General features: G+C 63.6%; 21 protein-coding genes. 14 read left to right on the top strand and 7 right to left on the bottom strand.

The window, feature by feature from the left end; translation table 11 throughout:
• Positions 1–108: 108 nt before the first annotated feature.
• The 5 genes from ABWK72_RS25380 to aroB all read left to right on the top strand — a co-directional run bounded on the left by ABWK72_RS25380 (position 109) and on the right by aroB (position 6,271).
• The gene (locus ABWK72_RS25380) at positions 109–1,215 is read left to right on the top strand and encodes a DUF3419 family protein (protein WP_367872375.1); all 1,107 of its coding nucleotides are present in this window, start codon (positions 109–111) and stop codon (positions 1,213–1,215) included.
• Positions 1,212–2,540 carry a hypothetical protein gene (locus ABWK72_RS25375; protein ID WP_367872374.1) on the top strand — a complete coding sequence of 443 codons (1,329 nt, stop codon included), beginning with the start codon at positions 1,212–1,214 and terminating at the stop codon, positions 2,538–2,540. The genes ABWK72_RS25380 and ABWK72_RS25375 overlap by 4 nt, the downstream gene beginning before the upstream one ends.
• A complete protein-coding gene (locus ABWK72_RS25370; protein ID WP_367872373.1) occupies positions 2,537–3,529 on the top strand; it encodes a GNAT family N-acetyltransferase in 993 nt (330 codons plus the stop codon). The genes ABWK72_RS25375 and ABWK72_RS25370 overlap by 4 nt, the downstream gene beginning before the upstream one ends.
• Positions 3,526–5,088, top strand: coding sequence for an AMP-binding protein (locus tag ABWK72_RS25365; protein ID WP_367872372.1), 1,563 nt, complete (start codon positions 3,526–3,528; stop codon positions 5,086–5,088). Before ABWK72_RS25370 ends, ABWK72_RS25365 begins: the two co-directional genes overlap by 4 nt.
• Positions 5,089–5,182: 94 nt before the next feature.
• Positions 5,183–6,271 (top strand): 3-dehydroquinate synthase, encoded by a 1,089-nt coding sequence (aroB, locus tag ABWK72_RS25360; RefSeq protein WP_367872371.1) that lies wholly within the window; start codon positions 5,183–5,185, stop codon positions 6,269–6,271.
• 89 nt (positions 6,272–6,360) lie between these two features.
• On the opposite strand, the gene ABWK72_RS25355 is transcribed toward aroB, so the two are convergent.
• The 4 genes from ABWK72_RS25355 to galE form a co-directional block, all read right to left on the bottom strand.
• Positions 6,361–7,305 (bottom strand): type II secretion system protein J, encoded by a 945-nt coding sequence (locus ABWK72_RS25355; protein WP_367872370.1) that lies wholly within the window; start codon positions 7,303–7,305, stop codon positions 6,361–6,363.
• 25 nt (positions 7,306–7,330) lie between these two features.
• Positions 7,331–8,050 carry a prepilin-type N-terminal cleavage/methylation domain-containing protein gene (locus ABWK72_RS25350; RefSeq protein WP_367872369.1) on the bottom strand — a complete coding sequence of 240 codons (720 nt, stop codon included), beginning with the start codon at positions 8,048–8,050 and terminating at the stop codon, positions 7,331–7,333.
• An 8-nt stretch (positions 8,051–8,058) separates the two neighbouring features.
• Positions 8,059–8,727 (bottom strand): prepilin-type N-terminal cleavage/methylation domain-containing protein, encoded by a 669-nt coding sequence (locus tag ABWK72_RS25345; RefSeq protein WP_367872368.1) that lies wholly within the window; start codon positions 8,725–8,727, stop codon positions 8,059–8,061.
• A 91-nt stretch (positions 8,728–8,818) separates the two neighbouring features.
• Positions 8,819–9,820, bottom strand: a complete 1,002-nt coding sequence (gene galE / locus ABWK72_RS25340) for a UDP-glucose 4-epimerase GalE (protein ID WP_367872367.1) — start codon at positions 9,818–9,820, stop codon at positions 8,819–8,821.
• A 171-nt stretch (positions 9,821–9,991) separates the two neighbouring features.
• Here galE and ABWK72_RS25335 point away from each other — a divergent pair, with 171 nt between their 5' ends.
• On the top strand, positions 9,992–10,897 hold the full coding sequence (locus ABWK72_RS25335) for a hypothetical protein (protein ID WP_367872366.1): 906 nt from the start codon (positions 9,992–9,994) through the stop codon (positions 10,895–10,897).
• A 62-nt stretch (positions 10,898–10,959) separates the two neighbouring features.
• Here the strand turns inward: ABWK72_RS25335 and ABWK72_RS25330 are convergent, their stop codons facing one another.
• The 3 genes from ABWK72_RS25330 to nuoB all read right to left on the bottom strand — a co-directional run bounded on the left by ABWK72_RS25330 (position 10,960) and on the right by nuoB (position 12,845).
• Entirely contained in the window at positions 10,960–11,661 is a 702-nt protein-coding gene (locus ABWK72_RS25330) for a rhomboid family intramembrane serine protease (RefSeq protein WP_367872365.1), read from the bottom strand.
• Between the two features lie 70 nt (positions 11,662–11,731).
• Positions 11,732–12,301, bottom strand: a complete 570-nt coding sequence (locus ABWK72_RS25325) for an NADH-quinone oxidoreductase subunit C (RefSeq protein ID WP_367872364.1) — start codon at positions 12,299–12,301, stop codon at positions 11,732–11,734.
• 7 nt (positions 12,302–12,308) lie between these two features.
• The gene (gene nuoB / locus ABWK72_RS25320; protein ID WP_367872363.1) at positions 12,309–12,845 is read right to left on the bottom strand and encodes an NADH-quinone oxidoreductase subunit NuoB; all 537 of its coding nucleotides are present in this window, start codon (positions 12,843–12,845) and stop codon (positions 12,309–12,311) included.
• A gap of 138 nt (positions 12,846–12,983) precedes the next feature.
• On the opposite strand from nuoB, the gene ABWK72_RS25315 reads away from it, so the two are divergent.
• From ABWK72_RS25315 to ABWK72_RS25280, 8 genes are all read left to right on the top strand, one after another.
• Positions 12,984–14,300, top strand: a complete 1,317-nt coding sequence (locus ABWK72_RS25315; RefSeq protein WP_367872362.1) for a hypothetical protein — start codon at positions 12,984–12,986, stop codon at positions 14,298–14,300.
• A gap of 48 nt (positions 14,301–14,348) precedes the next feature.
• A complete protein-coding gene (gene trpA / locus ABWK72_RS25310) occupies positions 14,349–15,143 on the top strand; it encodes a tryptophan synthase subunit alpha (RefSeq protein ID WP_367872361.1) in 795 nt (264 codons plus the stop codon).
• Positions 15,144–15,154: 11 nt separating this feature from the next.
• Entirely contained in the window at positions 15,155–15,967 is an 813-nt protein-coding gene (gene dapF / locus ABWK72_RS25305; protein WP_367872360.1) for a diaminopimelate epimerase, read from the top strand.
• Between the two features lie 87 nt (positions 15,968–16,054).
• On the top strand, positions 16,055–16,309 hold the full coding sequence (locus ABWK72_RS25300) for a CopG family transcriptional regulator (protein WP_367872359.1): 255 nt from the start codon (positions 16,055–16,057) through the stop codon (positions 16,307–16,309).
• On the top strand, positions 16,306–16,677 hold the full coding sequence (locus ABWK72_RS25295) for a type II toxin-antitoxin system VapC family toxin (RefSeq protein ID WP_367872358.1): 372 nt from the start codon (positions 16,306–16,308) through the stop codon (positions 16,675–16,677). The genes ABWK72_RS25300 and ABWK72_RS25295 overlap by 4 nt, the downstream gene beginning before the upstream one ends.
• 67 nt (positions 16,678–16,744) lie before the next feature.
• Positions 16,745–17,629 carry a 4-hydroxy-tetrahydrodipicolinate synthase gene (gene dapA, locus ABWK72_RS25290; RefSeq protein ID WP_367872357.1) on the top strand — a complete coding sequence of 295 codons (885 nt, stop codon included), beginning with the start codon at positions 16,745–16,747 and terminating at the stop codon, positions 17,627–17,629.
• Between the two features lie 56 nt (positions 17,630–17,685).
• Positions 17,686–17,919 (top strand): DUF2191 domain-containing protein, encoded by a 234-nt coding sequence (locus ABWK72_RS25285; protein WP_367872356.1) that lies wholly within the window; start codon positions 17,686–17,688, stop codon positions 17,917–17,919.
• Positions 17,909–18,328, top strand: a complete 420-nt coding sequence (locus tag ABWK72_RS25280; RefSeq protein ID WP_367872355.1) for a PIN domain-containing protein — start codon at positions 17,909–17,911, stop codon at positions 18,326–18,328. Before ABWK72_RS25285 ends, ABWK72_RS25280 begins: the two co-directional genes overlap by 11 nt.

Genomic DNA, 18,328 nt, shown 5'->3' with positions numbered 1-18,328 from the left:
GGCTGTCTCCATTCTACGTCCTTTCCCTTGTGCGAGCTTGCCCGGTCGCTTCGTCCGCCTAAAGGCGGGACTACGTGCCCTTGAAATCGGATCGTTTCACCTTGTGCCATGAGCAAATCCGAGATCCAACATCGCGCCGATTTCTCGAAGGTCCGCTATGCCCAGTGCTGGGAGGACTCGCTCCTGCTGGTCGAAGCCCTCAAACCCGCAGGCCGGAACTGCCTCAGCATCGGCTCCGCGGGTGACAACAGCTTTTCCTTGCTCGCGGCCGGGGCCGCATCGGTCACCGCGGTGGAAATGAATCCCGCGCAAGTCGCCTGCATCGAGCTACGCAAGGCGGCTTACTTGGCGCTCGATCACCCCGCTTTCCTGGAACTCCACGGTTCCCGCCCCTCGTCCCGCCGCGCGGAACTCTACGCCGCCTGTCGCGAACTTCTGCCTCAGGAAGCCCGCGCCTTCTGGGACACGAAACCGGATGACATCGCAGGCGGGATCGGTGGCTGCGGGAAATTCGAGAACTACTTCCGCCTCTTCCGCAGCAAGGTCCTGCCGCTCGCCCATCCGCGGAAGCGGGTGCTCTCCCTGCTCGAACCGCGCACTCCCGAGGAGCGCCGCCGCTTCTATGACGATGTCTGGAACAACCGCCGCTGGCGGGCGATCTTCCACGTGTTCTTCTCCCGCACCCTGATGGGAGCCCTCGGCCGTGACCCGGAATTTTTCAAGTATGTCGAAGGCTCGGTGGCGGAGCGCATTCTCCGACGCACCGAGCATGCCCTCGCCGTGCTCGATCCCGCTGCGAATCCGTATCTCCACTGGATCCTCACCGGGACCCATGGCAATGCCCTGCCCCATGCTCTGGAGGAGGCGAACTTCGAACCGATCCGCAATGCCCTCCAGGAAGACCGCTTCCGGATTTCGGGCAATGCGATCGAGGCCCTCTTAGAGGCGGAGCCGGACAAGCGCTTCGACGCCTACAACCTGAGCGACATCTTCGAGTACATGAGCGGGGCCAATACCGAGGCGCTGCTGCGCAGACTCGTCGCTGCCTCGAATCCCGGTGCGCGCCTGGCCTACTGGAACATGCTCGCGCCGCGCTCCCGCCCGGAATCGATGGCCAGGCTCCTGCAGCCGCGGGCCAGCGAGGCGACCGCTCTCTTCCATGGGGACCGCGCGTTTTTCTACAGCCGCTTCGTGGTGGAGGAGGTGCACGGGTGACCATCGCCGAGTGGCTGAGGGTCGCGGGAGTGCTGGTCGCCCTGCTGCTCGGCCTGCCCTTCTTCCGCTGGCTCTGCCAACGTTTCGGAGCCTCCGCGGAGGTTTCGCGGAAGTCGGTGCATGTGGCGATGGGGGTCGCCTGCGCAGCCTTTCCGTGGATCTTCGACCGCGCGCTGCCGGTGTGGGTGCTCGCGGCACTGGCCACCTTGCCACTGGCCCTGCTGCGCTGGGTGCCGGCCCTGCGCGCGGGCATCGGCTCGACGCTGCATGGCGTGAAGCGCCTTTCCTACGGCGAGATCCTTTTCGCTCCCGCCGTGGCCGCGGTCTTCGATCTCTCGAATGGCGATATCATGCTCCATGCGATTCCGGTAGGTATCCTGACGGTGGCCGATGCTGCCGGTGCGATCGCCGGGACCCGCTGGGGCCGCCGCTTCTATGTCTGCGGCACCTCCCGCAAGAGCGCGGAGGGCTCGACGGCGTTCCTGATCGTCGCCTTCCTCTGCACCTTCCTGCCGCTTTGGCTGGGCGGACGAGTCGATGTTCCGCATGCCATCGCGATCGGCCTGACCCTGGCTATCGTCTCGATGATGGCGGAGGGCATTTCGGATCGCGGCTTCGATAACCTGGTGATCCCGCTCGGTTGCCACCTGCTGCTCGCCCGATTTTTAGCAAGCGACATGGCGGCGATGGAGGCGCGCTTCGTGGCCGCAGTGGTCCTGTTAGGTCTGGTCTCCTGGGGCGCGCGCTGGAGCACGCTCAGCGGCAGCGCTCTGATCGGCGCGGCGCTGCTCGGTTACGGCTGTGCGATTCTCGGTGACTTGCGCTTCCTGTTACCGCTGCTGGCGATCTTCGTCTGCCATCTCGTCACGACCCGCCGCCATCATCTTGGCGGTGCCTTCGACCATCGCCTGGATGCGGTAATCTCGCACGCGATTGGCACCCTTCCATGGTGCCTTGCGGTGGATCGCGGGATTCTCAATGATCGGGTCGCCTTGGCCGGGCTTTCCTTCGCGATGGCGATCCACCTCAGCATCACCACCCTTGCCACCCGCCGTTACCTCGCGCCGGACAGACCCGCCCTTCTGCGCGCGATGGCGAAGGGCTGGGGCATCGCCGGGCTCGCCGGACTGATCTGGCTGTGGCGCGACTATCAGAATCTCGTGCTGCCGGTTACGATCTCCCTGGCGCTGACGCCTCTCGCCGCGCTGCTCGCCCACCGCATCGAATCCCGCCTTTCCCCTACTGTCGTCTGGACTCTCCGCGGCACCTTGGCCCTGCTCTGCTCTATTCCTGCCCTGCTCCTCATACCGCAACCCACCGCATGAAGCTAGTACCCGGCATCCATATTTCAGAAGGTCCCGAAGTAAGCTGGCATCCTCTCGCCGACGGTCTTTCCACCATCCCGTCCTTTGCCGGTGAAGAAGAAAAGCCGGATGCCCGGGTCATCGCCGTTGGCGAGGGAATTGAAAACGGCATGGCCGCGCTTTGGTGGTGCGATGTTCCCGGCTACGGACAGCACAAGGTAGGAGCCATCGGCGGCTTCGACGCTTCGAGCGAGAAGATCACGTTCCAGGTGCTGAAGGGCGCTGAACAGCGCCTGCGCGAAGCCGGGTGTACGATCGCTATCGGCCCGATGAACGGGAACACCTGGCGCAAGCACCGCTTCGTGATCGAGAGCACCGGGCGCGGGCCTTTCCTGTTAGAGCCAAGGAACAATCCGGAGTTCCCGGCTTGGTGGCGGGCCGCCGGCTACGGAGAACTTTCCCGCTACTCCTCTTCGGTGATGCCGCTCGATGGCTCGACCGCTGTCGCTCCGGCGCTCAAGGCGCGCTTGGAACGATCGGGTCTGGTGATCCGCCCGCTGCATGCGGATCGCTACGATGAGGAGTTGCGCGCGATCTACTCGATCAGCCTACGGAGCTTCGCGAGCAACTTCCTCTACACTCCGCTGGAGGAGGAAGGATTTCTCAACGGCTATCGCAAGGTGAAGAACTTGGTCGATCCCGACCTGGTGCGGATCGCCGAGAAGCATGGCAGGCCCTGCGGCTTCGTCTTCGCCATCGCGGACTTGGAAGCGGCGGCCCGTGGGGAGAAGCCCGCGCTGGTCGTGAAGACCCTGGCGGTCGATCCGGAGTCGCGCTGCGCGGGGCTGGGCAGCCTGCTAGTCGATGAAGTCCACCGCCTCGGCCGGGAAAAGGGCTTCACCGAAGCGATCCACGCGCTGCAGCACGAGACCAATACCTCGCTCAAGATCACCGGCCGCCATCACGGCAAGCCGATCCGCCGCTACGCGCTTTTCTCGAAGCTACTATGAACCTCGTGGCACTGCTCCGCGAGCGGGCCGCACTCCACCCGGACCGCGCCGCGCTGATCGACCGCCACCGTGGCGAGGACCGCAGCGTGAGCTTCGCGGAATTGCTGCGCCGGGTGGAAAGCGGGGCCGGTCGCTTGAAAAAACTCGGGCTCGGCCGCGGCAGCACGATCCTGGTCTTCCAGCCGGTCTCGATCGAGCTCTACGAGATCCTGCTCGCGGCCTTCCATGGCGGCTTGCGCGTGATGCTCGCCGATCCCTCTGCGGGCCGGTCCTTCCTTTCGCTGTGTTGCGAGCGCCTGCCGCCGGACGGTTTTTTCGGCCCGTGGAAGGCCCACCTGCTGCGACTCGTCGTGCCGGGCCTGCGGAGGATCCCGCGGGCAATTCGTTCGAGCGGCTGGATCCCCGGCACCGCTGCTTGGCAAGCCGCGGGTGAATCTTCGCCGCTTGAAGAACTGCCCGATGAAGAACCGGCCCTGATCACCTTCACCAGCGGCAGCACCGGCGTGCCGAAGGCGGCGGTTAGAACGCACGGCTTCCTGCTTGCCCAGCACCGAGCCTTGGAAAAAGCGCTGGATTTCGCGGACGGCGAGACCGATCTGGTCACCCTGCCGGTCTTCGTTCTCGCCAACCTCGCCTCCGGGCTGACCAGCGTGCTGGCCGATACCGATCTGCGCGCACCAGGCAAAGCCGATGCCGCGGCGATCCGCGCCCAGTGCGAGCGCCATGGGGTGACCCGCTGCGCCGCCTCGCCCGCCTTCTTCGAGGCGTTGCTCGCGGGACCCGGGCCGCTGCCGCGGATGAGCAAGGTTTACACTGGCGGCGCGCCGGTTTTCCCCGACTTGTTAGAGCGCTTGCAATGGGCGCTGCCTGAGTCGGAAGTCACCGCGGTCTTCGGTTCGACGGAGGCGGAGCCGATGAGCCATCTGGGCGCGCACGAATACGATGCCAGCCTCGTGGCCAAGACCGGCGCGGGCTGCGGGCTCTGCGCAGGCATCCCGGTGCCGGAGCTTGAACTGCGGGTGATCAAGGACCACTGGGGCCAGCCGCTGGCGAAGCTGACGCCGGAAGAATTCGACCACGTCGCCATGCCAGCCGGCGAGCCGGGGGAAGTCGTGGTCACCGGCGATCATGTCCTCTCCGGGTACTTCGGCGGGGTAGGCGACGACGAGACTAAGATCCGAGTCGAAGGCAAGGTCTGGCACCGCACCGGCGATGCCGCTTGGCTTGATGAGGCAGGCCGCCTGTGGCTGCTGGGCCGCTGTGCGGCGAAATTGCCCGCTACCCCTCCATCCCCCGGCCTTCCTGAGGGCGCGCTGGACTATCCCTTTGCCATCGAGTCGGCATTGCGGGTCCGCCATCCCGGTGTCCGCACCGCGGCGCTTGGTTGGAAGGGCAAGCGCATCCTTGCCACCGCCGCCGCCGGACTCGAGGACGACGCCGCGGAGTTTGGTATTGATGAGGTGATCCGCGTGGAAGCCCTGCCCCTCGACCGGCGGCACAATGCCAAGATCGATTATCCGGCGCTGCTGGAGATATTGGAGCGGCGGCAGACGGGCTGACCGTTCGCCGGAACCGTGCCAGCGGCAGCAAGGTCGCTGCTGCTTATGGCGCTTCGGGATTGGACGGCGGCGCGGCGATGTCCATGCTCCGCGCATGCCGACGGTGCACGTGGATTTGGGAGCGCGTTCGTATGACGTGATGGTGGAGAACGGCCTGCTGGCGCGGGCCGGTGAGGCGATCCGCGCCGCGGGACTGAAAGGCCGCGCCGCGATCATCTCCGATGAGACCGTCGCCCGCCACCATGGTGCTGCCCTGAGCGCGGCGCTTGAAGCGGCGGGAATTTCGAGCGATCTCCATCTCGTCCCCAGCGGCGAAGCTTCGAAATCGATGGCCCGGGTCGAGGAACTCTGTTCCTCGCTGGCGGCAGCCGGACACGACCGGCGCTCCTTCGTGGTCGCCCTGGGCGGCGGCGTGGTGGGTGATCTGGCCGGCTTTGTCGCGGCGGTGTTCTATCGCGGCATCCCTTTCGTGCAGGTTCCGACGACGATCGTGGCGCAGGTCGATTCCTCGGTGGGTGGCAAGACCGGCGTGAATCTCGCGGAAGGGAAGAATCTGTTAGGCGCCTTCCACCAACCGGCCTTGGTCCTCGCCGATCCGCAGGTGCTCGCCACCTTGCCCGACCGCGAATACCGCGAGGGCTACGCCGAGGTGATCAAGCACGCCGCGATCCGCGATGCAGGGATGCTCGCCGACATCGCGGCCCTCGACCCTGCCACCCGGGAGGTCCCGGCGGACTTGATCGCGCGGAATATCGCGATCAAGGCGCGCATCGTGGAAGCCGACGAGCATGAGACCAAGGGCATCCGTGCCCTGCTGAATCTCGGCCATACCATCGGTCACGGCATCGAGGCGGCAGTGCCTTATGGCGAGATGTTGCACGGCGAGGCGATCTCGCTCGGCCTGTGCGCCGCGCTCTTCCTCTCCGAAAAACACGCGGGGCTCGCCGCCGCGGAAAGCCGGGAGATTCTCGGGCTCCTCCGCCACTTCCATCTGCCGCTGCAACTCGACCCTGCCATTACCACCGAACGCGTGATGCAGAAGCTAGGCCGCGACAAAAAGTTCGAGGGCGGAAACATCCGCTTCGTGCTCCTGCGCGCTGGCGGCGATGCCTATCTCAGCGAAGCGGTGACGAAGGACGATTTGGTCGAGGCCGTCGAACTGCTGCGCGGCACGGTGGAATAAACGCCCGGCCCCTCCACGACAAAGGGCAGTCCCTTGAAGGACTGCCCCTGCCGGTCTCTGGAAATCAATTCTCCGGGAAAGCTCCCGACTTACATCCCCGGCAGTTCCACGGTGCGGGAATACTGGAAGGACTCCTGGGCGATGATCTTCTCACGCACCTTTTGATCGAGATTCGTGGTCGCGAGGCGGATGATCGCCGAATCCGAGAGAACGGTCACGCCGATCTCCACGCCGGTGAGCCGGCCGGCCTTGAGTTCCTCCGGGCTGACGGAAGGCTTGAGACTGCCGACGCTGGCGTCGGTCTTGATCCCGTCGCCGCGCATGCGGAGTTCCTTGCCGGCACCCTGATCACCCAAGGTCACGCGCACCGGCACGGTGGTCGTGGTGCCGGTGCCACCGCTCTGCTGGGTCACATCGACCTGGAAGGTCAGCGTGAATTGGTAGATGTTCTCGCAGACGAAATTCTGCGGCTTCTTCAGGTCGTTGGTCTTGGTCCCGAAAGCACCGTCCAAGTCCTCTTGGCCGAGCAACTTGTCGAAAGTCTCCTTCGGGTCCACCAGCAGGCGGTAGAGGACGAAGCTGTTCGAGTCGCTGTTGGCATCTTCCTCGCCGCTGATCGGATCCTGATACTCGAGGCTGTAGGCGACGCAGGAAACATCGCCCCCAAGATCCTTGTCGCCGCCGATCTGGCCATCGTAGCGGTCGGTTGCGGCGGTGAAGAAGATCACCTTGGCGGCATTGGTGCTCTGGTTCACGGACGGGCCGGGAAGATCGTCGATGACCTTCGCATACAGCCAATCGAAGTTATTGCCGCGGCGGGAGACGAAGGACTCGAAGTCCTTGGCCATCGTATCGAGCATCGACTTCGCCTGGCGCGAAGCCCGGATCTCGGCGCGCCCACGCTGCCACGCGTCAAGGGCGATGCCGGTGATGGAGACGAGCACGGTGACGATGACCGCGGTGATCGCCATGGCGACCATCAGCTCGATCAGGGTGAAGCCACCCGTGCGTTTGGAGAATTGCGGGGTTTTCATGTAAGCTGGACCGTGCCGGGCTTGATTAGCGGCGCACGGCAAGGTTGCGGGTGAAGACGGGCTTTTCCAGATTCTTCGGATCGAACTTCCCGCCCGGCTTCACGTAGGCCGGATCACTGGTCGGGATGATGTAGAATTCCGCGGCGAAGGCGATCACGGCCTCCACATAGGCATCCGACCCGGTGCCGCCGAGCGTATCGCCGGTGTCGTTCGGATCCTGGTTGATGCCTTGGCCCTCGCGCTTGACGAGTTGGCCCTGGTTGAACTCGAGCTGGGTCAGCTTCGAGGTAAAGATCCGGCCTTCGAGCGCCTCGAGATCCTCGAGGAAAAGCGGATCGTCGCGCTTGCGGACCGCGGGCTGGACGATGAAGTCCTTACCCGCCACGCCGCCGCCGGTGGCAAACGGCTCCATCGAACCGTCGGAGCGGATCTGGTCCGGAATTCCGCGATATTGATAGAGGAAGATCGATTCGGAGTCGGTCGAAGCCGCCTCGATCCACTGGTAGGCCTTGTCGAAACCGGTCTTGTAGTCCGCGCTGGTATCCGGGCGGACGGTGACGAGCTCGCGTTCCAGCGCCGCCGCGAGGCGGTCGGCTTCTTGGACGCTGATGGCCTTGCGCAGGCCGGCGGTGGCAGGGCCGAAGACGGCCAGGAACGCGGTCAGCAAGAGGGCCAGCACGCCAATGGCGATGACTGTCTCCATCAACGTGAAGCCGCGGCGCGAACGGATGGGAATGAACTTCATGGGCGGGATCAGAATTTGGTCACTTGTGTGGGAAGTCCGATTTGCTCGGGATCGCGGAAGATCGAAGTGCGGCCATTCCGCCAGACGACGAAGCCGCCGAAGTCGCGCTTGCCATCGGCCGCGGCGATCGGGTCTTGGCCCAGCGGACGGACGCCGGAGCCAACGACGAAACTGGCTCCCGGGGTCGTGCAGATGCCTTCGGAGTTGAATTCGTAGAACAGGTATTTGCCGTCGAAGATGGTCTTGCCGATCGATAGCGTGAACTCTTCCAAGTCACCGCCGGCTCCCTCGTGGTCCTTCTTGCTGAATTCCTTGCTGAAGAAAATCTTCTCCGGGAGGTTCAGCGCGCGGCTGGAGAGTGCCCATTTGTCGGTCGGCACGCCTTGGTCGTCGAGTTCCTGATAGGCCACCACCATACGGCGCAGGTAGGTTCCTTCGTCCTGGGGATCGTTGATATCGACCAGCACCCGGGCCTTGGTCCCCTTCCCCACCGCAATCGCCCGAGCCTCGTCGAAGAGGGCTTCGGAAGTGGCTACGGCGGAGCCGAGGCTATTGCCGCCCGTAATACCGCGGAGACCGACGCCCGCGAGGGTAAGGAGGAGCGAAATGATGAGGATTACCACGAGCAACTCGATCAGACTGAAGCCTGCGAGGTGACGTTTTTGGGACGGATTCATGGTGGGCTTTGGTTTTCTGAACTTATGGTGCGGCGCAAGGCGGGATGCAAGCGGGAATGTGTTTACATCGCGATTACCTGAAAATTGTTTCTTAGGACTCGTAGTGCCCCTTGCGAGGGCCAGACATCCAAGCCCACGCGGACCCTACCATGTCGCGAACGTCCGTATGGCTGGCGGACCAGCCCAAGGTTTGCTTGGCAAAAGCCGGATCGGCAAGGAGTTGCGGCGGATCGCCGGGCCGCCGGGGGCTGTATTTTACAGGCACAGGGCGGCCTGTGACCGCTTCGGCGGCGGTGATGATTTCCTTCACGGAGACGCCGACGCCGGTGCCCAAATTGCAGGCCACGGAGCTGCCTCCGGCGGCTAGGTGCGCGATTGCCGCGGCGTGCGCGGAGGCGAGATCGTCCACATGGATGTAGTCGCGGATGCAGGTTCCGTCCGGTGTCGGGTAGTCGGTCCCGAAGACGTCGAGGTGTTCGATCTCTCCGGCCGCGGCCATCAGCACCCGCGGGATCAGGTGAGTCTCGGGGTCGTGGTCCTCGCCGATTTTACCATCCTTGGAGGAGCCGCTGGCATTGAAATAGCGCAGGGCAACGCTGCGCAGGCCCCAGGCCGTGTCACAATCGCGCAGAATCCACTCGAACATCAGCTTGCTGCGGCCGTAGGGATTGATCGGGTTTTGCGGATTCGCCTCCACGATGGGGATGTTCTCCGGAACCCCGTAAGTCGCACAGGTGGATGAGAATACGAAATTCTTGCAGCCCTTTTCCTGCATTACCTCCAGCAGCGCCAGCGGCGCGGCTGTATTGTTCAGGTAGTATTTCAGCGGATTGGTGACGGATTCGCCGACGTAGGCGTAGGCCGCGAAATGGATCACCGCGGCGAAACCGTGGCGGTCGAAGAGATCCGCGATCAGCGCCTTGTCGCCGATATCGCCCACGACCAGTTCCACGCTGTCATCGACGATCGCCTGGCGATGGCCGAAGACGAGATTGTCCAGCACCACGACCTTGTAGCCCTGCGCGGCGAGAAAGCGGACGGTATGGGAGCCGATGTAGCCGGCTCCGCCGGTAACGAGAACGGGGGTACTCATGGATAAATGAAGAGAAATGGCAGCGTGTGCGGCGAGAAAGGAGTGCCGGGCGGGAGGTGACAAGTGAGAAGTGCCGCCCCGCAAGGAAGGAATGCCGCCGGCGTGCACAAGCGGCTGCTGGACTTCGCGCAAATTGGTTGAATAATCCTCTCTAGCAACCGTCACTACACCATGATCCGGACATCCCGTTGGATTCAAGCTGCAGCCCTCGCGCTGGCCACCCTGAGCGTCACCTCCTGCTTCTACGACCCCTATGCCGGCGGCGGCTACGGCGGAGGCGGGGGCGGCGGAGGCGGCGGCTATTATGAAGGCGGGGGCGGCGGCATCAGCACCAGCTTCGTCTACACCAGCAGCAATCAGTGGCTCTACGACCCGGTGGTCTACTGCTACTACGACCGCTACCGCGGATGCTACTACGACCCCTACCTGAATGGCTACTACCCGGCCGGCTACTGCCCGCGCCCGCTCTACGGTGCCCATCACCCGCACGGCTGGAACGGCCACGGTATGATCGGAGGACCTTCCGGGTACCACAACTACTACCTGCCCAACTACCAGAACCGCGTCCAACAGCTCAAGGCGCGCAACTACCAGTGGGCGAACAAGGTCCGAGAGCAGAACGACCGCTCCGCCGATGCGCTCCGCAACCAGCGCTTGCGGGCGGCGGACAAGTTCAAGGACGCGCAATACTACCAGAAGCAGCGCAACCAGAACATGCAGTCCAACCAGGCGCAGAAGATGGAGAACATGCGCGACAGGCAGCAGCAGTTTAACAACAACGTCCGCGGCCGGGGCCAGCAGCAGCAATTCCAACAGCAGCAACAGCAACAGCAGCCGCGCCAACGCCCGCAAGTGCAGCCGCGCCAGAAGCGCAGCCCGTATGACCAACCGGTGAACACCGCGGGCAACAACGCCTCGCGTCAGGCCCGGATCGCCGGCGCACAGCAGGCGCAAGGGCGCAATCGCGGGCCGCAAGCCCAACCCGCCCCGCAAAGACAGGGTGGCGGCGGAGGCGGCGGCGGTAACAACGCGGCGGCCAAGTGGAAGGAGAAGATGCAGGAGAAGCGCGGGAACTAAGCTTCACCCGGAGTTTCCCCAAAGCCCGTCCGCGAAAGCGGGCGGGCTTTTTCCATTTCAGATCAAGCTTCCGGGCCGTCTGCCGCCTCGCGGCGGGCCCGCTCCTCGAGCAAATCCTCGCGGCTGAGCACCGGCCCGAGGGAGCGGCGGCCGACCAGCCAACCGGCGATCCCACCCCCGAGGTGACAGGCGTGGGCGACGTGGATGATGTCCGATGGTGGGACGAAGAAGGATGCGATGACGAAGCCCGCTTCCGAGATCAGGATGCCGCGACCGAGGTTTTTCGCCGATACCGGGATCGGCCAGGCACGGGCCTCGGGAGAGACGGTGGTGAGCCACAGCAAAATCCCCGCGATCCCGCCGGAGGCCCCGACGAGCAGGCGATCCTGGCTGACGAGAACCTGTGCAAGCCCGCCGAGAAGCGAGGCGGACATGAATACCTTCAACAAGGTAAACGACCCCGAGATTCGTTCCACTCGCGCCCCCAGTAGCAGCAGGCCGAGCGCATTGATCAGGAGATGGACCCAAAGGCCGTGGAGGAAGGTGTAGGTGACTAGCTGCCAAACTTTCCCTGCGCCCAAGCCTTCGAAGCTCAGACCGAAAGACTCGAAGATCCACTCGGAGCCTACCGGGATCTCGTCCCCATGGAAGGGATAGAAGACCAAAGCGTGGATCAGCACCATCAGCCCGACCAAGACGAGCGATAGCTTGGCCGCCCGCAGATCGGCGGCCAGCGTGCGCCATCGTTCGCCGCGTTTGGTCATGGCAGGAGGGTTCCGCAAGAATGCGGAAAGATCCAAGGGGAACGCGTGGAAATAAGGGTCGTCCCTCAGCTTACTTCACGACCCGGGCACGGGGCTCGCGGGTCACGACATCGCCGGTGCCGGGCGAGGTGACGAAAGGTCCGCCTTCCAAGGGAGCGATGCCGGTGAAGGCGACGTCCGGCATCTCGCTGGGCCGCCCGGCGAGCGGGAAGTCCTTGCGCAGCGGGTAGAAGGGATAGCCCTCCCACATCAGGATGCGGCGGAGATCCGGGTGACCGCTGAAGCGGATGCCCATCATGTCGTAGACCTCGCGCTCGTGCCAATCGGCCCCGGCCCAGATGTCGGTGGCGGTTGGAACTTCTTCCTCTTCGGAAACCTTCGCCTTCACGCGCAGGTGCTTGGAGTCATTCTCGGTGACGATCTCGTAGACCATCTCGAAGCGCGGGTCCTCGCCGAAATGGTCGAGGCTGGAAATGTCGATGACCATCGCGTAGCCAAGTTCGTTCTTGGCAGTGGCGAGCAGGTCGTGGAGGACGCCGAGCTTCACCGAGATGGTGTGCTCGCCGCGGAACTCCTTGGTGCCGACGACGTCCGCGCCGAACTTGGCGGACAAGGTTGCGATATCCTGGGCAGCGGACATGGGAAGATCAGGCGAGGTCCTCGATGAATTCCTTCTTCTGATTGCTCAGCGCGGGGTCGCTCTCGATCTTCCGCTGGAGCTTCATCAGCCCTTCGATCAGGGCCTCGGGCCGCGGCGGGCAGCCGGAAATGTAAACGTCCACCGGGATCAGGCGGTCGATTCCCTGGAGCACGGCGTAGGAGCGGTACATGCCGCCGCTCGAAGCGCAGGCACCCATGGCGATACACCATTTCGGCTCCGGCATCTGGTCCCAGATCCGCCTCACCGCGAGCGCCATCTTGTAGGTGACGGTGCCAGCCACGATCATCACGTCCGCCTGGCGGGGTGAGAAGCGCATGACCTCCATGCCGAAGCGGCTGAGGTCGAAGCGGCTACAAGCGGAGGCCATCATTTCAATGGCGCAGCAGGCGAGTCCCATGGGCATCGGCCACATGGAATTCTTCCGCATCCAGTTCATGGCGGCGTCCACGCGGGTGAAGATGATATTGCCTTCGATCTTCGAATCGTAGGCGGCGTGGGTGGTCTGAAGGGAATCGCTGACCATAAGACGGCGGCGGGACGATGCGCCCGGAGCGGGCGGCTCTCAAGCCCGTTTGTGAAAATTTTCACAAGCGGCGGACGGCGCTCCGTGCGCAAGGAGCGCCTTGCCAACGGGACCGGCTGACCCTTAGGGATAGAGCAGATGAAGAAGGACCGAACCAAACGCTATTTGGCCTATGGAGCGGGCATCCTCGTTTTCTGCGCGCTCTTCGCTCTGAACGATGCCCGGCATGTCATGGCGGCCAAAGCGCGGGGCGATGCACAAAAGCAGGCCGCGAGTGGCGAGGAGAACGGTGGCGACTCCCCTTCCAAATCGGGCAAGAGCGCGCCGCGGGCTGCCGCGACGAAGCCTGCGAGCGACAAGGAGCTTGAGAAGTTCAGCCGCTTCTTCCTGCCGCCGATCAAACTGGAGCAAGCGACGATCGGGGAAGCCGTGGCCGCCATTCTGGCCGCCTACCGTGAAACGGCAGCGGCCACGGGCGAGACCGCGCTGGACCTGCGCGTGGACCTGAGGGCTGCCCAAACTGGCAAACCGATCACCTGCACCACGCCGCGGGCACCGGCTGGCAGCGTCCTCCGCTATGTGGCCGCGCTCGCTGGCAACCGTAGCAAAGGCAGCCTGCCGAATTTCCGCCTGGAGGCGCTTTCCAACAAACCGGACCGCAGCGGGAGGATGGAAGTGCCGCCCGGATGGGAGTTCCAGTTGGCGGATTTCCTGGCAACCGGCAGGAAGGCCTCGGAAGCCCGTTTGGGAGAAGACCCGTTTGCCCATCAGTTGCAGGAAACCAGCGCGACGGGCGATCCATCTTCCGCGACTCCGCAGCCGAAGGTGGAACTCCGCGATCTGCTGGTTTCCTTGGGCTTCAACCCTGCGCTGGCATGCGACAGCTCCGGCCTTACCGGCGTGGCCTACGAGAACATGAGCGAGGCCGAACTGGAATGGCTGGGTGCACTTGTGGAAACCAGCACTCGTGGCGGACTCGGTCCGGTCCAGATCAAAACCCATACGAAGGTGCTGATGGTCCCCGATAGCTTGGCTGACCTCCTGAATTCGGGAGACGCCTTCAATGACGGCCAGGTACAGCTTATGATGCGTAAATTCGCTTCGACGCAGGGAGTGGATCTGATGACCTTGCCAGCGATCACCTCTCGGGAAAGCCAGATCGGCACGGTGGAAATCGTCAACGAGGGTCTCACCCCGGAGGGCGAAGAAACTTGGACTGGAGTGAGAATGGCCACCACGGCGGTTCCTTATGGTCTCGGTAGCCAAGTCGAGTTCGCCTTCAAATCCCGTGGTAAGATAGGAGCAGCCGAAACCCAAGTTCGCGAGCAGGTCACGCTGCCGGAGAACGGAAACGGCATGGCCATCGCCCCCATGGAAGGGGGGCAAAAACTCGTGGTGCTTCAAGGGAACACTCTGATTGATGCCACCGGACGCCCGATCGGCCCGCCGCCCTGAAAACCCGCACTTGTCACCGGGAGGGGAAGCGCGGAGTCTTCGCGGCCCATGAATCGAATCGACGCCGCGTTTGCCCGGCTCCGCTCGGAAGGAAAGAAAGCCTTCGTCGCCTATGTCGCGGTCGGAGATCCGTCCTTCGAAGCCTCGCTGGAGGTGGTGAAGGCCTTGGCGGATGCCGGATCGGACGTCATCGAGCTGGGACTCCCCTTCTCTGATCCGCTGGCGGACGGGATCGTGAACCAGATGGCGGCGGACCGTGCACTGAAGGCTGGCATGACCACGCCGCGCTCGCTGGAGCTGATCCGGAGATTCCGGGAAACGCACCAGACGCCGATCGTGCTCTTCACCTACCTGAACCCGATTTTCACCTACGGCTTCGAGAAGTTCCACGCGGACGCCGCAGCGGCGGGGGCGGATGGTATCCTGCTGCTCGACCTCCCTCCGGACGAGGCGAGGGAGAATGCGGACTTGGCGCGCGGCGAGGGCCTGAAGCACATCCGCCTGATCGCACCCACCACACCGGACGAGCGCGTGAAGCTGCTGGCGGAAAGCGGTGACGGCTTCATCTACGCGCTCTCCCGCACCGGGGTGACCGGCGCTCACGGGGTTCCTTCCGAGGGCATCGGCGCGCAAGTCGCCAAGATCAAGGCGCACACGGCGATCCCGGTTTGCGTGGGTTTCGGCATCACCAAGCCCGAGCAGGCGGCGATGGTTGCGAAAACCTGCGACGGGGTGATTGTCGGCTCAGCGATCGTGAAGCAGATCGAACTCCATCCCGAGCGCGCTGCAGAGGCGGTGCGCGACTTCGTCACGCCGCTGATCCAAGCCACCAAGGGCGTCTAATTTTTCCGACCATGCTGCTGCATTTCTACAAGATGAACGGTGCCGGCAACGACTTCGTTGTCATCGATAACCGCGACCTCGCCTCGAGCCTGGACAAGGACCAGATCGAGCATCTCTGCGACCGCCACCGCGGCATCGGGGCGGACGGGCTGCTGGCGGTCGAGCCGGCGGAGAACGGCGCGGATTTCAGGTTCCGCTACTACAATGCCGACGGCGGCGAGGCCGAGATGTGCGGCAATGGCGCGCGCTGCTTCGGTCGCTTCACCGCCGCCTTGCTGGATGGAGAGCCGGACCAGGTCACCTTTGAGACCATCGCCGGAACGCTGGCGGCGGAACTGGTGGACGACGAGGTACGGATCGCGATGTCCGACCCGAAGGATCTCAAGATCGACACCGGGGTAAAGATTCCCGACCTGCACGCGACCCTGCACTTCATCAATACCGGCGTGCCGCACGTGGTGGCTTTCGTGGCCGATCTGCCAGGGACCGAGGTCGTCCGGCATGGCGCGACCATCCGCTACCACCAGGCCTTCGCCCCCGCGGGGACGAATGCGAACTTCGCCACGGTGCTCGCGCCCGGGCACATCGCCATCCGCACCTACGAGCGCGGTGTGGAGGACGAGACCTTGGCCTGCGGCACCGGGATGGTGGCGTGCGCGCTGATGCATCATCTGCTCGACGGAGCCCCCTCCCCCATCAAGGTGGACGTGAAGGGCGGCGATACCCTTGAGATCGGCTTTGAGAAAACCGGGGACGCCAGCTTCGTCAAGGTCACCCTGACCGGCCCGGCGGACTTCGTTTTCGAGGGCGAAATCGAGATCTGAAATCTAAGATCAGAGACCATGATGCCGAAATTCGGCATCGTTGATGCCAAATATTGACATCATCTCGCCAAGAGGTAAGGTGAAGGCATGAGCGCGAGCTACCGTCCCAAAAAACGGACCATCGTCGATCTGCCGGACGAGGACCTGAGCCGCTTGGACGCAGTGGCGGAAGAAGCCTCGGTCTCGCGCGCAACCGTGCTGCGGGAAGCCGTGGCCGAGTATGTGGTGCGGAAGAACAAGGTGCCGGCGGTCGCCAAGCCGCTTGCCGGATTTGGGGCGCTGAAAGGCTACTACGGAGATGCGCAAACTTATCAGGATGAACTGCGCGGGGAGTGGGGATGACCGGCTTCTTCGACACGAACATCCTGATCGACTTCCTGAACGGGATTCCCGAGGCGCAGGTGGCGACGGCCCCCTATGGCCGCCGCTGCATCAGCCGGATCACGTGGATGGAGGTGCTGGCCGGGGTCAAGGACACGCCGGGTGAGGACATCGCGCGGACTTTCCTGGCGCAGTTCGAGGTGGTGGAGATGACGGAGGAAGTCGCGGAGGCGGCGTTGACCTTGCGGCGGCATCATGTGCCGAGACTGAAACTGCCGGACGCGATCATCCTCGCTTCGGCGCGATTGCTGGGCTGCCGTCTGATCACGCGGAATACGCGGGACTTTCCGGAGGATTCGGCGGACGTGCATGTCCCCTACCGTTTGTGACGGGAAAATTCACAATCACCGGGTTACGGGTTGAAGAGCGGCGCGGGATGGTCATTCTCCGCGCGCCATGACATTCCGAGGCACTTACACCGCGCTGATTACACCCTTTCGCGACGACCGTATCGATGCCGCGGCTTTCAAAGCCCTGATCGAGCGTCAGATCGCCGCCGGGATCACCGGAATCGTGCCGGTCGGGACCACCGGCGAATCGCCGACCGTGGATACCGACGAGCACATCGAGGTCATCCGGCTGGCCGTGGAATACGCCGCCGGCCGCTGCCAGGTGGTAGCCGGGACCGGCGCGAACGCGACCAAGGAAGCGATCGAGCTGACCCAAGCCGCCGAGAAGGTCGGGGCAACGGGGACGCTGCAAGTGGTCCCGTATTACAACAAGCCCTCCCAAGAAGGGATCTACCGCCACTTCCGCACCATCGCCGAGAACACCGGCCTGCCGGTGATGCTCTATAGCGTGCCCGGCCGCAGCGGCGTGGAGATCGGCGTGGAAACCACCGCTCGTCTGGCCGAGGACTGCAAGAACATCGTCTCGATCAAGGAGGCTGGCGGCTCCGTGGACCGCGTGAACCAGCTTTTCCAAGCGGTCCCCGCGGATTTCTCAATTCTCTCCGGTGATGATCCGCTGACCCTGCCTTTCATGTCCTGCGGGGCGGTCGGCTTGGTTTCGGTCGCATCCAACCTCGTGCCGGAGGTGCTGGTGAAGCTGGTGCAGACCTGCCTGGACGGGGATTTCGTGGCCGCGCTCACCCAGCAGAAGCAGTGGTATCCTCTCTTCCGCGGCCTGATGACCTTGGATGTTAATCCGGTGCCGATCAAGATGGCAGTGGCCTTGCAGGGTCATTGCACCGAGGAACTGCGCCTGCCATTGGCCCCGCTGACGGATGCGGCGAAGTTGCAATTGCGCCACCTGTTGGAGGAGTTCGGCCTGTTGGCTTGATGCTTTTTGATGATTTCCGGGCTGGAATTTTCATCAAAATATTGAATCTTCCTCCCATGCGCCTGACCATCGATATCGAAGAAAAGGACTTGGAGGAGTTGATGGATCTGACCGGCGAGCGAAAGAAGGGTCCTGCCGTGATCAAGGCGGCCTTGGAATTCGCCAGACGGGAAAAAATCAGGGACTTCACCAAGCGGGTGATCGCCGGGGAATTCGATTACCCTCTGACCAACGACGATTTGGAAGCCGCCGACATGGCCGAACTCGAGGCTCGCGATGGTGTTAATTGATACCAGCGCGTGGATCGATTTTTTCCGCAGTTCCGGCGATCTTGCCGCGAAGCTGGCCGTGGGAAATCTGCGAGACGAGTTCCAGGCGGCGGTATGCGGGCCGGTGGCGATGGAACTTCTTGGTGGGGCTCGTGAGCAGGACCTGGTGGCCCTGAAAGGGGACCTTGCGCTTCTATTCTACTTGAAGGGCGGAGAACAGGTTTGGGAGCAGGCTGCAGTGAATTTCAGGCGGCTGCGCTCGGCCGCCGTCACCGCTCCATGGAACGACATCGTGATCGCCACTATTGCTCTGCGTCACTCTTGCCGGGTTTTCGCTACGGACCGCCATTTCGCCCTGATGGCACCGATTCTCGGCATCAAGCTTTACGAACCGGGCATCAATGGCCAATACCGCCCGGAAAACGAATAA

The organism is Luteolibacter sp. Populi, from assembly GCF_040801775.1.
Classification (GTDB): Bacteria; Verrucomicrobiota; Verrucomicrobiia; order Verrucomicrobiales; family Akkermansiaceae; genus Haloferula.
This window is presented reverse-complemented; position numbering and strand designations above follow the sequence as displayed.

Coding starts and splice junctions, on each gene's coding strand:
- ABWK72_RS25335 (WP_367872366.1), top strand. CDS start 9,992: ATGATCCGGACATCCCGTTGGATTCAAGCTGCAGCCCTCGCGCTGGCC.
- ABWK72_RS25370 (WP_367872373.1), top strand. CDS start 2,537: ATGAAGCTAGTACCCGGCATCCATATTTCAGAAGGTCCCGAAGTAAGC.
- aroB (WP_367872371.1), top strand. CDS start 5,183: ATGCCGACGGTGCACGTGGATTTGGGAGCGCGTTCGTATGACGTGATG.
- ABWK72_RS25365 (WP_367872372.1), top strand. CDS start 3,526: ATGAACCTCGTGGCACTGCTCCGCGAGCGGGCCGCACTCCACCCGGAC.
- ABWK72_RS25295 (WP_367872358.1), top strand. CDS start 16,306: ATGACCGGCTTCTTCGACACGAACATCCTGATCGACTTCCTGAACGGG.
- ABWK72_RS25285 (WP_367872356.1), top strand. CDS start 17,686: ATGCGCCTGACCATCGATATCGAAGAAAAGGACTTGGAGGAGTTGATG.
- trpA (WP_367872361.1), top strand. CDS start 14,349: ATGAATCGAATCGACGCCGCGTTTGCCCGGCTCCGCTCGGAAGGAAAG.
- nuoB (WP_367872363.1), bottom strand. CDS start 12,845: ATGGTCAGCGATTCCCTTCAGACCACCCACGCCGCCTACGATTCGAAG.
- ABWK72_RS25345 (WP_367872368.1), bottom strand. CDS start 8,727: ATGAATCCGTCCCAAAAACGTCACCTCGCAGGCTTCAGTCTGATCGAG.
- galE (WP_367872367.1), bottom strand. CDS start 9,820: ATGAGTACCCCCGTTCTCGTTACCGGCGGAGCCGGCTACATCGGCTCC.
- ABWK72_RS25380 (WP_367872375.1), top strand. CDS start 109: ATGAGCAAATCCGAGATCCAACATCGCGCCGATTTCTCGAAGGTCCGC.
- ABWK72_RS25315 (WP_367872362.1), top strand. CDS start 12,984: ATGAAGAAGGACCGAACCAAACGCTATTTGGCCTATGGAGCGGGCATC.
- ABWK72_RS25325 (WP_367872364.1), bottom strand. CDS start 12,301: ATGTCCGCTGCCCAGGATATCGCAACCTTGTCCGCCAAGTTCGGCGCG.
- dapA (WP_367872357.1), top strand. CDS start 16,745: ATGACATTCCGAGGCACTTACACCGCGCTGATTACACCCTTTCGCGAC.
- ABWK72_RS25355 (WP_367872370.1), bottom strand. CDS start 7,305: ATGAAAACCCCGCAATTCTCCAAACGCACGGGTGGCTTCACCCTGATC.
- ABWK72_RS25350 (WP_367872369.1), bottom strand. CDS start 8,050: ATGAAGTTCATTCCCATCCGTTCGCGCCGCGGCTTCACGTTGATGGAG.
- dapF (WP_367872360.1), top strand. CDS start 15,155: ATGCTGCTGCATTTCTACAAGATGAACGGTGCCGGCAACGACTTCGTT.
- ABWK72_RS25330 (WP_367872365.1), bottom strand. CDS start 11,661: ATGACCAAACGCGGCGAACGATGGCGCACGCTGGCCGCCGATCTGCGG.
- ABWK72_RS25300 (WP_367872359.1), top strand. CDS start 16,055: ATGAGCGCGAGCTACCGTCCCAAAAAACGGACCATCGTCGATCTGCCG.